This is a genomic window from Stenotrophomonas sp. PFBMAA-4 (genome assembly GCF_030053215.1).
Taxonomy (GTDB): Bacteria; Pseudomonadota; Gammaproteobacteria; order Xanthomonadales; family Xanthomonadaceae; genus Stenotrophomonas.
In genome coordinates this window covers 23,295-36,337 of sequence record NZ_JASGBW010000036.1, presented here as the reverse complement: position 1 = coordinate 36,337, position 13,043 = coordinate 23,295, and the positions used below count along the sequence as shown (strand labels likewise).

The 13,043-nt window shown below is 69.0% G+C and carries 11 protein-coding genes; 2 read left to right on the top strand and 9 right to left on the bottom strand.

Annotated features, from left to right (window positions below; translation table 11 throughout):
• Positions 1-32 precede the first annotated feature (32 nt).
• Positions 33-1,319, top strand: a complete 1,287-nt coding sequence (ptsJ, locus tag QMZ26_RS18455; RefSeq protein ID WP_283222291.1) for a transcriptional regulator PtsJ — start codon at positions 33-35, stop codon at positions 1,317-1,319.
• Positions 1,320-1,458: 139 nt separating this feature from the next.
• On the opposite strand, the gene QMZ26_RS18450 is transcribed toward ptsJ, so the two are convergent.
• The 7 genes from QMZ26_RS18450 to QMZ26_RS18420 all read right to left on the bottom strand — a co-directional run bounded on the left by QMZ26_RS18450 (position 1,459) and on the right by QMZ26_RS18420 (position 10,360).
• Positions 1,459-1,965, bottom strand: coding sequence for a hypothetical protein (locus tag QMZ26_RS18450; RefSeq protein ID WP_283222290.1), 507 nt, complete (start codon positions 1,963-1,965; stop codon positions 1,459-1,461).
• 65 nt (positions 1,966-2,030) lie between these two features.
• Entirely contained in the window at positions 2,031-5,141 is a 3,111-nt protein-coding gene (locus tag QMZ26_RS18445) for an error-prone DNA polymerase (protein ID WP_283222289.1), read from the bottom strand.
• A 6-nt stretch (positions 5,142-5,147) separates the two neighbouring features.
• Positions 5,148-6,557 carry a DNA polymerase Y family protein gene (locus QMZ26_RS18440; protein WP_283222288.1) on the bottom strand — a complete coding sequence of 470 codons (1,410 nt, stop codon included), beginning with the start codon at positions 6,555-6,557 and terminating at the stop codon, positions 5,148-5,150.
• Positions 6,558-6,566: 9 nt separating this feature from the next.
• Positions 6,567-7,187, bottom strand: a complete 621-nt coding sequence (gene imuA / locus QMZ26_RS18435; RefSeq protein WP_283222287.1) for a translesion DNA synthesis-associated protein ImuA — start codon at positions 7,185-7,187, stop codon at positions 6,567-6,569.
• Between the two features lie 436 nt (positions 7,188-7,623).
• A complete protein-coding gene (locus tag QMZ26_RS18430; RefSeq protein WP_283222286.1) occupies positions 7,624-8,631 on the bottom strand; it encodes a cyclase family protein in 1,008 nt (335 codons plus the stop codon).
• Positions 8,632-8,666: 35 nt separating this feature from the next.
• Complete coding sequence (locus tag QMZ26_RS18425; protein WP_283222285.1) at positions 8,667-9,317, bottom strand: DsbA family protein; 651 nt, start codon at positions 9,315-9,317, stop codon at positions 8,667-8,669.
• Between the two features lie 92 nt (positions 9,318-9,409).
• Positions 9,410-10,360 (bottom strand): LysR family transcriptional regulator, encoded by a 951-nt coding sequence (locus tag QMZ26_RS18420; RefSeq protein WP_345782697.1) that lies wholly within the window; start codon positions 10,358-10,360, stop codon positions 9,410-9,412.
• An 85-nt stretch (positions 10,361-10,445) separates the two neighbouring features.
• On the opposite strand from QMZ26_RS18420, the gene QMZ26_RS18415 reads away from it, so the two are divergent.
• Complete coding sequence (locus QMZ26_RS18415; protein ID WP_200734546.1) at positions 10,446-11,333, top strand: sterol desaturase family protein; 888 nt, start codon at positions 10,446-10,448, stop codon at positions 11,331-11,333.
• Positions 11,334-11,342: 9 nt separating this feature from the next.
• Here QMZ26_RS18415 and QMZ26_RS18410 read toward each other — a convergent pair whose 3' ends face one another.
• On the bottom strand, positions 11,343-12,047 hold the full coding sequence (locus QMZ26_RS18410) for an AraC family transcriptional regulator (RefSeq protein WP_283222283.1): 705 nt from the start codon (positions 12,045-12,047) through the stop codon (positions 11,343-11,345).
• A 307-nt stretch (positions 12,048-12,354) separates the two neighbouring features.
• Entirely contained in the window at positions 12,355-12,789 is a 435-nt protein-coding gene (locus tag QMZ26_RS18405; RefSeq protein ID WP_079222247.1) for a glyoxalase, read from the bottom strand.
• Positions 12,790-13,043 lie beyond the last annotated feature (254 nt).

Sequence of the window (13,043 nt, the reverse complement as noted above, 5' to 3'; positions counted from 1 at the left end):
ACAGGACAAGGCTTAGTTTGGCATAGGACAAAATGAAAATCACCGGGCGTAGCGCCGAGGCCATCTTCGACAGCATCCGTGAGGGAATCGGCAGTGGCCAGCTGGCGGCGGGCAGCGTGCTGCCGCCGGTGCGTGAACTGGCCGAGCGGCTGGGCGTGAACCGCAATACCGTGGCGGCCGCCTACAAGCGGCTGGACGGTGCCGGCCTGGCCAGCACTGCCGGCCGCCGCGGCACGGTGGTGCGCGGGCCGGCACAGGCCATGGCCCGTGAGGGCAGCGCGCCAGGCCTGGCTCTGCGCGATCTGGCCGGCGGCAACCCGGACCCGCGCCTGCTGCCGGCGTTGCGCCTGCAGGCTGCTGCCCCCCGGCTGTACGGGGCGGACACGGTGGATGCGCGGATGCAGCGCCTGGCCCGTGCCTCGCTGGACCCGCATTGCCCGGCCGGCTATGCGCTGGAACTCACCCATGGTGCGGTGGATGGCATCGAGCGCCTGCTGGCGGCGTGGCTGCTGCCGGGCGACCGTATCGCCGTGGAGGATCCGTGCTTCCTCGGCAGCCTGAACGTGCTGGCGGCGGGCGGGCATGCGGTGCTGCCGGTGGCGGTGGACGCGCACGGCATGCAGGTGGAGGCGCTGCGCGCTGCGCTGGAGGCCGGTGCACGGGCGGTGCTGCTGACCCCGCGCGCGCACAACCCCACCGGCGCCAGCCTGGATGCGAAACGGGCGCGGGCGCTGCGCCAGCTGCTGGCGGGCTACCCGCAGGTGGCGGTACTGATCGACGATCACTATGCACTGCTTTCGCAGCAGCCCTACCACTCGGTGTTGCCGGCCGATGACCGCCGCTGGGCGCTGCTGCGTTCGCTGTCCAAGGCGCTGGGGCCGGATCTGCGCCTGGCGTGGCTGGGCTGCGACGCCGCCACTGCCAGCCGTCTGCGCCTGCGCCTGGCTACCGGTACGGGCTGGGTCAGCCATCTGCTGCAGGATGCGGCCAGTGCCGTGCTGGAATCGGCGCCGCAGCGGGCGAAGATCACGGCGGCGGGCGAGCGGTACCAGCAGCGGTTGCAGTCGCTGCAGGCACAGCTGCGCGAACGCGGGATGCAGACGCCGCTGTCGATGGAGGGGCTGAACCTGTGGCTGCCACTGCCGGATGACAGCCACTCGCAGGTGCTGGCACTGGCAGCGCGCGGCTGGCACGTGCGCGGGGGTGAAGTGTTTGCGGTGGCGGCGCCGGCACATGGGCTGCGCATCACCTGCGCGGCGCTGGGGACGACCGAGCTGCGCAGGCTGGCCGATGACCTGGTGGCGGTGTGCGGCTTGTAGCGTCGAGCTTGCTCGACTTCGTTTGGATTGTAGAGTCGAGCTTGCTCGACTGGCTTCTGCCAACAGAAGTCGAGCATGGCTCGACTCTACAGAAGCGGAAGTCGAGCAAGCTCGACTCTACAGAAACATTTCCGGGCGATCAGGGCGCTGCGTTGGCGCCCGGCCGCACGTAGTAGGTCTGGCCGGTGTCGTCCAGGAACACCAGTTCCGGCTTGCCCTGCCACGAGGTGAGCATGGCGCCGGTGTTGTTCTGGTGGCGCACCATCAGGCTGGCACCGCGATCGGGGTTGGCCACGACCTTGAATACTTCAGTGGTGCCACTGGCATCGTCCAGGGTCAGCAGCGCTTCGCCACCTCGGTCGCTGGTGCCATAGGCGCCGCGTTCGGAACCGTCCGGCCCGAGCAGGATCATGCCCGACAGTGCGGTGGCACGCGGGCTCCGCGGTTTGCCCTTGCTGAGCGGGTCGGGCACGGGAGCGCCGAGGATGACGCGCGCCTGGCCCTTGTCATCGTGGATGACCAGGCCACGGGCTTCGATCACCCGTTGTGGCGATTGGCTGTGATGCAGGTTCCAGGCGGTCCAGCCGGAAACGAGCAGGGCGAGGGTCGAAACCCCCAGAGTGGTCAGCATCAGTGCGCGGGCCATCGTTCGTCCTTCCTTGGATGTGCCGACGATAGCGGATGCAAAAGCGGATGGGTAGGGCCGCCCGGTCAATGGAAATCGCGGCTGTGGCTGCGCAGGCCCTGCAGCAGTTCGTCCAGGCACAGCATGCGCTGCACGATCACATGCTGCACGCCATCGACGCGTTCCAGGCGGCCGTCGATCTGCATCAGCTGGGTATCGACCAGCACGCGGTGCTGGCGGTCGGCCACGTGCCGCCAGACCACGGCGTTGACCATGCCGGTCTCGTCTTCCAGCGTGAGGAACGTGACGCCGCTGGCGGTCTGCGGGCGCTGCCGCATGCGTACCAGCCCGGCGATTCGGACGCGGCGGCCATGGCCGTGGCCGCCCAGCTGTGCAGCGTCCAGGCACCCGCGGCTGCGCAGTTGCGCGCGCAGGAAGCTGATCGGGTGGCGGCCGAGCGTGGTGCCGGTGCTGCGGTAATCGGCCTGCATGTCTTCCCACGCACTGGGCAGCGGCAGCGCCACGCGTGCCTCGGCGGTGGCACGGGCCTGGTCGAACAGCGGCAGCCGGTTTTCCACGCCGGAAATATCCCAGCGCGCACGATGCCGATGCCCGCTGAGCCCGCGCAGCGCGCCAGCGTCGGCCAGCAGCCCCTGCTGGCGGCGGTCCAGCCCGGTGCGCTGGCACAGGTCGCCGACATCGTCGAACGCGCGCCGCGCGCGCTCGCGCATCAGCGCCTGCACGGCGGCTTCGCTGCAGCCATCGACCAAGCGCAGGCCAAGCCGGATCGCCGCCGGGCCCTTGCTGAAATCCAGGGTGCAGTCCCAGTCGCTGTGGCGTACGTCCACCGGCAGCACCGTGATGCCATGCCGGCGCGCGTCCTGCAGCAGCTGGTCGGGGCTGTAGAAGCCCAGCGGCTGGCTGTTGATGAGGCTGGCGGTGAATGCAGCCGGGTGGTGGCACTTCAGCCAGCAGCTGGCATAGGTGAGCAGGGCGAAGCTGGCCGCATGGCTTTCGGGAAAACCATAGCTGCCGAAGCCCTTGATCTGCTCGAACAGGCGCTCGCCGAACTCCAGGCTGTAGCCGCGGTCGAGCATGCCGGTCAACAGCTTTTCGCGATGCGGCTCCAGGCCGCCATGGCGTTTCCACGCGGCCATCGAGCGGCGCAGTGCATCGGCCTCGCCGGCACTGTAGCCGGCGGCATCCACGGCCAGCTGCATCACCTGTTCCTGGAACAGCGGCACGCCCAGGGTGCGCGCGAACACGCGTTCCAGCTGTGGCGGATAGAGTGGGTTTTCCGGGTCGTTCAAGGCTTCCGGGCCCTGTTCGCGAAGGATCCGCCGGCGCTCCAGGTAGGGGTGCACCATGTCGCCCTGGATCGGCCCCGGGCGCACGATCGCCACTTCGATCACCAGGTCGTAGAAGGTGCGTGGCTGCATGCGCGGCAGCATCGCCATCTGCGCGCGCGACTCGATCTGGAACACGCCGATGGTTTCCGCGGCGCAGATCATGTCGTAGGTGGGGCCGTCCTCGTCTGGAATCGCATCCATGCGCCCTGCGTGCAGGCCGTGCTGCTGCAGCATGGCCAGGCACTTGCGGATGGCGGTGAGCATGCCCAGCGCCAGGCAGTCGACCTTCATCAGGCCGGTGGCATCGAGGTCATCCTTGTCCCACTGGATGACGGTGCGCCCGGCCATGGCCGCGTTTTCCACCGGTACGAGGGTGGACAGCGGGTGTTCGGAAATGACGAAGCCACCCGGGTGCTGCGACAGGTGGCGGGGGAAGTCGATCAGCTCTTCGGTGAGTGACAGCAGCCGGCGCATCAGCGGCGTGTCCGGATCGAAGCCGCGTTCGCGCAGGGTGTCCGGCAGCGGGATGTTGCCGCCCCAATGATCCATCGCCGCGCCCAGCTCGTTCACCTGGTCCATCGGCAGGCCGAGCGCACGGGCGACATCGCGGATCGCGCTGCGGCCGCGGTAGCTGATCGCCACGGCGGTCAGCGCGGCGCGCTCGCGGCCATAGCGGTTGAACACGTACTGCAGCACTTCCTCGCGGCGCTCGTGTTCGAAGTCGATGTCGATATCCGGCGGCTCATCACGTTCATCGGAAATGAAACGCTCGAACAGCAGGTTGCTGCGCGCCGGGTCGATCTCGGTGACGCCGAGCACGAAGCACACCGCCGAATTGGCTGCCGAGCCGCGCCCCTGGCAGAGGATCTTCTGCTCGCGGGCGAAGCGGACGATGTCCTGCACGGTGAGGAAGTAGGAGGCGTAGTTCTTCTTGGCGATCAAGGCCAGTTCGTGCTCGATCTGCTTGCGCTGCGCCGGCTGGATGCCCCACGGCCAGCGCTCGGGAATCCCCTTTTCCACCAGCGCACGCAGCCAGCTGTCCGGGGTCTCCCCTTCGGGCACCAGCTCGCGCGGGTAGGTGTACTGCAACTGGTCCAGGGTGAAGTGGCAGCGCTCGGCGATGCGCAGGGTCTCGGCCAGCAGCTCGGGCGGATACAGCCTGGCCAGCGCGCTGCGTGGGCGCAGGTGGCGCTCGCCATTGGGAAACAGCCGCCAGCCGGCTTCGGCCACGCTGCAGCGGTGACGGATCGCGGTCAGCGTGTCCTGCAGGGCGCGGCGGCGGCGCACGTGCATGTGCACATCGCCGCTGGCCACCAGCGGCAACGCGTGGCGTTCGCCGAAGGCCTGCAGCTGCTGCAGGCGGCGCACATCGTCGTGTTCGTGGTGCAGTTCCACCGCCAGCCACAGGCGGTCGTTGAAGGCGGTGCGCAGCGTCTGCAGGTGGCTGGCATCGGGCTGCCGGTCCAGCCACAGGCACAGCAGGCCGTCGGCCAGGCCGTGCAGGTCTTCGCGCAGGCAGCGGTATTCGCCCTTGCCTGCGCGCCGCCGGCAGGTGGTGATCAGCTGGCACAGGCCGGCATAGGCATCCTGGTCGGTGCACAGCAGGGCGATCTTCGGCCCGTCCTCGACCTGGAATTCGGCGCCGACGACCAGCGCCACGCCGTGCGTCTTCGCCGCCTGCCAGGCCCGCACGATGCCGGCCAGCGAACACTCATCGGTGATCGCAACGGCGCGGTAGCCCTGGCCGGCGGCGCGCGCGAACAGCTCGTCGGCGGTGGACGCGCCGCGCTGGAAACTGAAGGCCGACAGGCAGTGCAGTTCGGCATAGGCAGGGGAGGCGGCGTGCATGGCGGTTCAACCGAACCAGCCGTGCAGCATCCATGGTGCATGCGGGTCGTTGCGCGGGCGGAAGGCCCAGCCGCGCTGGCCGTGCGCGGTCTCCACCACGTAGTAGTCACGGCGCGCATCGGCGTGGTCCCACCAGCCCGATTCGATCCGCTCCGGTCCGGCGACGATGCGCAGGCGCGGGTCGCGCAGTGGCTGCGGTGCCTCCAGCAGCCAGCCGGGGCGCAGCGGCCAGTACGCAGGGGGCTTGGCCGCCGGCTGGGTGCCGCTGGCACATTCCGGGCGATGGTCGGCCTGCACCGCCAGCGGTTGCACGGCATCATCGCCAAGGCGCGCCCGCAGCCGCTCGCGCAGCTGGTTCCACGGCATTGCCTGCGCCGGGCGGGTGTCGAACAGATCGCGTGCGGCCGGCACGAACGGCGGCAGGTGTTCGGCCTGCAGGCGCAGCGCCCGGCTGCCGGCAGGCAGGGCAAAGGCCTCCATGCGGTTGCGGGCGATCTCGAACAGCAGCGCGGCATCGCGTTCGGGCGCCAGCAGGCCGATGGTCAGCACGCTGGCCGGCAGCAGGTCGTGTTCGAAATACAGGTCGAAGCGCTGCACGCCGCCATCGCGCGAACACAGGAACGCAGCCAGGTCCAGCAGCAGGCGGCGCAGCGGAAACAGCAGCGCCTGGCTGGATTCGATCTCGTACTCGAATTCGATGCGTGCATCGAAACGGTCAGGAGGCTGGTAGTAGCGCAGTGGCGCGGTGGGCAGGCCGCGCAGCGCATCCAGCTGCTGCAGCACATCGGGGGCAAAGCGCCGGGCCAGGCTGTCGCGCGGCAGTTCGAGCACCGCGCCCAGCGTGCGCAGGCCGGAGCGGCCCAGCACGGTGACCGCCTCGGCGGGCAGCCCGCAGCGTGACAAGGGCAGCGGCGCCAGCAGGGCCGGCAACTGCTGCGCATCGATGCCCAGGCCGTCGTGCACGTTGGCCAGCACGCGCGCGGCATGCGGGGTGGGCGCAGCCACCAGGCGGTGGCGGAAGCCCAGCTCGTGCAGGCCATCGCGCAGGCGTTTCTCGATCTTCAGCCAGTCACCGAACAGGGCACGGCTGGCACCGATTTCCATCACCAGCGCATGCGGAAAATCGAGGCTGACCTGCGAACTGTAGGCGTAGGCCCAACTGGCCAGCAGCTGGCGGGTCTGCTGCTCGGCGCTGGGGTCGTAGTCGTGCAGCTGCATGTCCTGCACCAGCACCTGTGCGGCCGACAGCAGCATGCCCGGGCGCAGGCCGGCCGCGCGTGCTGCCGGGCTGACCGCGCGCAGCACGCGGCGCTGCGCCGGCCCCTGCAGCAGCACCAGCGGCCGCTGCGGGTCCGGCTGCAGGCGCAGCACGCTGTCCAGCGCCAGCTGCGGTAACAACAGGCAGGCCCAGTGCATGGCGCGGCCTCAGTGGGCAACGGCCAGCGGCAGCGGTTGCGCCGGTGGCAAGCCGCCGCGGCACTTCAGCACCCGCACCTGGCCGTGGTCGAGCTGCAGGCGCAGGCTGGCCGGCGAGGGATTGCGCGCAGCGCGCACCTCGCGGAACACGAAGCCAAGGCACTGGCCGCTGTCGGCGGCAACCTGCAGGCGGCGCAGCGAGCGGTCATCGGCCTGCTGCGGCTGCGGCCAGCACAGCACCGCCGCACAGGCGGCCGAGCGCAGGCATTGTTCGGCCGCCCACAGGGCCTGCTTCGGCGTGGCGTGGATGATCTGCAGCTGGGCCAGGTCCAGCCCGGCCGCGGCCCAGGCCGGGGCGTGCGGGCGGTAGGGCGGGGCGACCAGCACGATGGGCCGGTCGCGCTGGCTCAGCCTGGCCAGCGCCGGCCAGACCAGGGCCAGTTCACCCACGCCGGGGGCGTTCTGCAGTACCTCGCACAGGCCGCTGGCGGGCCAGCCGCCGCCGGGCAGGCGGGCATCCAGCGCCGGGTGGCCGCTGGCCAGGTGGTCGCTGGCCGGCCCGTTGCGCGCCGGGCCACGCCACAGCTGTCGGCCGTCCAGCAGGCGGTCGAGCGCGACGACGGCACCCATCAGCTGGTCCCCCGGGGGAGGGGCCAATCAGGCTGGAAGCGACAGGAATGAACGGAAACGGCTGGCATGGAGCGAGTGTCGGCAGACCGGCATCAGGGGCTGGGACCAGACATGCTACTCGCCTTGTGAGTAGAATTACTAATGAAATTGGAGGGTCGGGTTTCAGGTTGCTGAAGCGGTAAAGCATCCACGCATGGCGTGGATCTATCAGGCCGATGAGTAGATCCACGCCATGCGTGGATAGGCAAAAGGCGACCGAATCGGTAGATCCACGCCATGCGTGGATAGGCAAAAGGCGACCGAATCGGTAGATCCACGCCATGCGTGGATGGGCAAAAGGCGACCGAATCAGTAGATCCACGCAATGCGTGGATAGGGCAAAAGTGCGCCGCCGCCGACCCGGGCCGGCGGCTACCCGCTCATCGGTGCTGCCTGGTTACGGGTGGACCGGCAGCGCAACCGGACGCAGCGGCGCGGCATCGCCGCCGCGGATCTTCAACGGGCCGCCGATGAAGGCGAACTCGTAGACTTTGTCGCGGGCCAGTTCGTCCAGCGCCACCAGTTCGATGATCGGTGCGCCCTGCTGGGCCAGCAGGTAGGTGTGCAGCGGCACGTAATCGTCGGATACCTCAGAGGGGAAGGTCTCGAAGCTGAGGTTGTCGGCACCGACGATCATCGCGCCGCTGTCTTCGACCAGGAAGCGCGCCGCGTCCAGGCCCATGCCTGGCGGGTTGGCCATGTACGCCTTCGGCTGTTCGAACAGGCGCATGCGGCCGGTGCGGATCAGCACGATGTCACCCTGCTGCAGCTTCACCTTCTGGCGTGCCAGCGCATCCTTCAGGTCCTGGCGGGTGACCCGGTAGCTGTCCGGCAGCATGTCCATGCCCTTGGCCCCGGCCACGTCGATCAGCACGCCGCGCGCGATCAGTGGCGGAAATTTCTCGATGCCGGTGACGTTCCAGCCGCGGTCGCCGAGATGCTGGTCGGCCTCGAAGCCGTTCCATATCTTCCCGTGGATGCCGAAGTGGTTCAGCGCATCGATGTGGGTGCCGGTGTGGCTGTACATCGAGAATGCGGTGCCGGTGTAGCTGCGGGTGAGGTTCATGGTCTCGCCCACACCCATCGGGTCGTCCATCACCGTGCCGCGCGGGGTATGGGTCATCCAGAACTGGTAGTGCGGGTCACCGGCGTCCTGCCAGCTGGGCATGCCGACGTAGTACTCGGTAGCCAGGTCATAGGCCTTGCCGCCGCTGACCCGCGACAGGATCGCCGCGCGTGAAGCCTCGGTGATCAGGTTGAGGCGGCCGATCTCATCCTCCGGCCCCCAGGGGCTGGTACCGACCTGCTGGCCGGAGGGAACGCGTTCATGCGCGTGCACGGTGGTGGAGGCGGCGGTGCCGGCCAGCAGCAGGGCCAGCGCGGTGACCAGGGGACGTGGGGTCATGGGGAATCTCCTTGCAGGGTGGGGGAAGGTGCGGCTCAGGCCGCGACCAGAGGGGCCAGGGCCTGGCGCAGCTGCGGCAACGGCAGGGTCTGCAGGCGCAGGCCGTTGCCGCCGATTACGGTGGGAATGGAGCGGATGCCTAGGGCAGCGGCTTCGCTGCGGTCGGCCTGCACGCGCCGGCGGACTTCGTCGCTGCGCATGTGGCCGGCGAAGGCGCCGCGCGGGTGGCCCAGCGATTCGGCGATATCCAGCAGCACCTCGGCATCGCCGATGTTGCGGTGCTGGTGCAGGTGCGCCCACTGCACGGCATCGAACATCGCGCCATGGGCCTCATTGCCGCCCAGCCGCCCTGCAGCCTGGCAGGCCAGTGCGCCGAGCCAGCCGGAGGGATACTCGAAATCCTGTGCGCGCATGCCTTCGATATCGATGCGCGCGCTGTCTTCATGCGCGGCGCAGTCGGTCCAGTGGCGCAGGATGGTTGCCTTGGCGCGCTGCATCGAGCCGAACACCTCGATCATCTGCGCGCGCGAGTCCTGCAGCACGAAGCTGCGATGACGCACCTGGATGCCGAGTTCGGCGGAGGCCTGCTGCAGGCGCGGGGCCAGCACGAAGCACCAGCCGCAGACCACGTCGTGGAAGAAATCGACCACCGGCGCTGCGGTGGCGGGGGAAGGAGCGGAAGACATCTGCCTGCCATCGGTGAGAGGGGAGGCGGCAGAGTAGGCAGCGCGGCATGCCCGAAACAGCACGCCGCAGGCAGCTCAGTTTTCGCTGGTGGTTACGAATCCAGGCCGGGGCAGCCAGGCAGCTCGGCGTGCAGGAAATCGATGAAGGCACGGACCTTGGGCTGCAGGTGGCGCGAGGTGGGGTAGACCGCATGCACGAAGCGCGGCGGATACTGGTGGTCGGGCAACACCTGCTGCAGTTCGCCACGGGCCAGTGCCGGCGCCGCCAGGAACGAGGGCAGGGCGCCGATGCCCATGCCGGCCACCAGCAGATCGCGCAGCATCAGGCTGTTGTTGGCGGTGACGCGCGCCGGCAGGGTGATCGTCACCTGGCCATCAGGGCCAAGCAACGGCCAGCTGCCGGGTGAGTCGGACAGGCTGTAGGCCAGCACGCTGTGCGCCTGCAGGTCATCCACCGCCGCGGGTGCGGGGTGCTGCTGCAGGTAGGATGGCGCCGCGCACAGCACCTGCTGCAGCGAGGCCAGGCGGCGCGCCACCAGCCGCGAGTCATCCAGCTCGGCGCGCAGCCGCAGCGAGACATCGAAGCCTTCGCCGACGGCATCGAGCAGGCGGTCTTCCATCACCAGGTCCAGCGACACCTTCGGATGCTGCTGCAGGAAGCGCGGCAGCAACGGCGACAGCGTGCTCAAGGCAAAGGACTGCGGTGCATTGACGCGCAGCCGTCCGGCCACCTCGCCACGCTGCTCGGCAATGCCGCGTTCCAGTGCGTCCAGTTCGTCGAGCAGGCGGCAGCACTCGCGGTAGTAGGTATGGCCCGTCTCGGTCAGGCTCATGCGCCGCGTGGTCCGTTGCAGCAGGACCACGCCCAGGTGCGATTCCAGCGCGCGCAGCTGCTTGCTCAACCCGGCCGATGACATGCCCAGGTCCTCGGCGGCGCGGGCCAGCCCGCCGCGCTCGACGATGCGACGGAAAGCGCGCATCAGGTTGAAGGAGTCCATGCCGGTCCCGGGCGCGATGAAACCGCCATTGTAGATCCGTGCCATGCCCACCACGTAGTTGCGTCGTTTGTTCAAGCCAACCCGCCGAGCGCGGCGCCACCCTGCAGGCCCCTCACGTTTCGGGTTGCCCATGAAGCTCTGGTTCCTCCGCCTGTACGCCCCGCTGTTCCTGTTCGGCTTCCTCGCCGCCGCCATCGCCTGGGTCGGCCACCACCACGGCGACCCGCTGTGGCTGCTGGCCCTGCTGGCCCTCGCCATTGCCGTGTCCTTCATGGCCGAACGCCTCTGGCCCTACGATCCGTCGTTCAACCACGACCACGATGATCGCGTGCGCGACACCCTGCATGCACTGGTCAACGAAGGCCTGAACCTGCTGTCGATCGCGGCCGTCCCGCTGCTGGCGGCGATCATTCCGTGGCAGGCGTGGCCGCAGCAGTGGCCGTTCGCGCTGCAGGTGCTGGTGGCCATCATCGCCGCCGATCTCGGCATCACCTTGGTGCACTACGCCAGCCATCGCATCGGCTGGTTGTGGCGGCTGCACGCGGTGCACCACAGCGTCACCCGCATGTACGGGTTCAACGGCCTGATGAAGCACCCGCTGCACCAGGCGGCCGAGGCGGTGGGCGGGGTGCTGCCGTTGCTGGCGCTGGGCCTGCCGATGCCGGTGGCGGCGGTGCTGGCCTTTGCCATTGCCATCCAGCTGCTGCTGCAGCATTCCAACGTGGACATGCGCCCGGGTGTACTCGGCCGGGTAATGGCCTGGGCACCGCTGCACCGCTTCCACCACATGCGCTACGGCACCGCTGGCGACGTCAACTTCGGCCTGTTCCTGACGGTCTGGGACCGCCTGCTGGGTACTGCGTTCGATGCACCGGGCTACCGGTTGGGCACGCACGATCTGGGCATCGGCAGCCAGCCGGATTATCCGCGCGACTATGCCGGGCAACTGATGGCGCCGTTCCGCGAGCTGCCCCATGGGCAGGTGCCTGAAGTGCCTGAGGGCCTGCGCCGTCGTTGAGCATGCGCCTCAGGTGGCGCGCAGCTGCAGCCCCTGCAGCTGTGCCGCGCCGATGCCGAACATGCGGCGCAGGCTGCGCGACAGATGGGCCAGATCGGCGAAGCCTGCAGCGTGTGCACTGTCGGTCAGGCTGTGACCGTGCAGGTGGTGTGCCAGTGCGGAGCGCAGGCGCTGCCACAGCACCCAGCCACGCAGGGTCACCGCGAGGTCGGACTGGAAACGCCGGTGCAGTTGGCTGGTTGACAGATGTGCGGCCCCGGCGATATCGGCGGCGGGCACCGGGCCGGGCAGGTGCTGGGCGATGCGTTCCAGTGCCACCTGCACGCGGCGGTCCAACGGCTGCGCGCGGCTCAGCTGCGGCAGTCGCTCGTGCAGGACAGTGATATCGGCGGGCAGCTGGTACAGGTGCTGCTGGATCTGTTCGAGATCGGCATGGGCCGGTTCGAGGAACAGGGTGCAGCCGTCCCGCGGCGCGGAGAGGATGGCATGCGGCACGAAGGATGGCAGCCACAGGCGTTGGCCGAGGTGCGGCACGCCATCGATCTCCACCTGCCAGGGCGCGCCGTCGCTGACCAGCAGCTGGTGGGCGTAGTGCGCGTGCGTGCCGCTGCCACCGGCATGGCCCTGCAGCAGGGCGGCGTGTGCATCCAGCAGCAGGGTGCCATTCCAGGGCAGGGCGGGGTGGGGCATGCAGGCATTGTAGATCCACGCCATGCGTGGATGGATCTCCATCGGAATTGAATCCATGGAGAACCGACCCTCGTGCCGACCAACGGTCGGCACCCACCACCATCAGCAGCAGGTTCCATCAGCAGCAGGTTCCAACAGTTCGCAGGAAACTGTCGAAGGCGGGGTGGGTCCGGTTGAGGGGGTGTGAGCGCCATGGATGGCGCGACCAAGCCCCCATGGACGGGTTTACGGCGTCCCCCTCAACCGGACCTACCCCGCCATCCCACGGAATGCAGGCTTTTGACGTTGACGTTGACGTTAGCGGGTGCCGGGCGGCAGCCCGGCCGCGCCATCACCGGCCGTGCGGGTCCGGGCGATGGTGCACGTATTCGACCACGGTGCCATCGGGGTGCACCGCATTGAATGCCGCGCCAGTGGGCACGACCTGCAGCGGGAAGATGATCTCGGCGCCGGCGGCCACCAGCCGGTCGTGATAGGGCCGGACATCGTCGACCAGCAGGGTGCCGGTGGTGGAGGTGAACGGCGCCAGCGCGTCATCGCTGCCTTCGATCAGCAGGAAGGCGCCAACCATGGCCAGGCGCAGGCCGGCATCGGGGAACGGAAAGCCGGCATCGGCCACCACGCCCTGCAGCTGCTCGTAGAACGCGACGCTGCGCTCCAGTTCGCCGGGGGTGACGAACACGCGGATCAGCACGCGCGGGCTGCGCTGGCTGGAGGTATCACAGCGGTCGCGCCAGAGGTGGTCGAAAGTGCGGTGTACGTTCATGGGCTCGGTCCATCGCCGGGGACTCCCATTATCGGTACGCCCCTGCGGCCCGCTGATGACCGCCGGTGATGGCCTGATAACCATGCCGTCGCAGCGGCCTGTGACTTAGGTCCTGTTGACAGCCATCAATGCCCTCGCACAATCTTAACAAGATGGGTCGCTATGCGGCCCGGGCAGGCAGGTTGTCACGCCGGGAGGAGGGTCCCGCGCGCAGACCGGTCCGTCCCCTGGCCCGCGGTGTGTTGCCTGGCAAC

Bases quoted from the DNA above. Each gene is read 5' to 3' on its own strand.
- QMZ26_RS18450 (WP_283222290.1), bottom strand. From the start codon at position 1,965: ATGGCCCGCGCACTGATGCTGACCACTCTGGGGGTTTCGACCCTCGCC.
- imuA (WP_283222287.1), bottom strand. From the start codon at position 7,187: ATGGGTGCCGTCGTCGCGCTCGACCGCCTGCTGGACGGCCGACAGCTG.
- QMZ26_RS18405 (WP_079222247.1), bottom strand. From the start codon at position 12,789: ATGAACGTACACCGCACTTTCGACCACCTCTGGCGCGACCGCTGTGAT.
- ptsJ (WP_283222291.1), top strand. From the start codon at position 33: ATGAAAATCACCGGGCGTAGCGCCGAGGCCATCTTCGACAGCATCCGT.
- QMZ26_RS18410 (WP_283222283.1), bottom strand. From the start codon at position 12,047: ATGGCGTGGATCTACAATGCCTGCATGCCCCACCCCGCCCTGCCCTGG.
- QMZ26_RS18425 (WP_283222285.1), bottom strand. From the start codon at position 9,317: ATGTCTTCCGCTCCTTCCCCCGCCACCGCAGCGCCGGTGGTCGATTTC.
- QMZ26_RS18415 (WP_200734546.1), top strand. From the start codon at position 10,446: ATGAAGCTCTGGTTCCTCCGCCTGTACGCCCCGCTGTTCCTGTTCGGC.
- QMZ26_RS18420 (WP_345782697.1), bottom strand. From the start codon at position 10,360: ATGGCACGGATCTACAATGGCGGTTTCATCGCGCCCGGGACCGGCATG.
- QMZ26_RS18445 (WP_283222289.1), bottom strand. From the start codon at position 5,141: ATGCACGCCGCCTCCCCTGCCTATGCCGAACTGCACTGCCTGTCGGCC.
- QMZ26_RS18440 (WP_283222288.1), bottom strand. From the start codon at position 6,557: ATGCACTGGGCCTGCCTGTTGTTACCGCAGCTGGCGCTGGACAGCGTG.
- QMZ26_RS18430 (WP_283222286.1), bottom strand. From the start codon at position 8,631: ATGACCCCACGTCCCCTGGTCACCGCGCTGGCCCTGCTGCTGGCCGGC.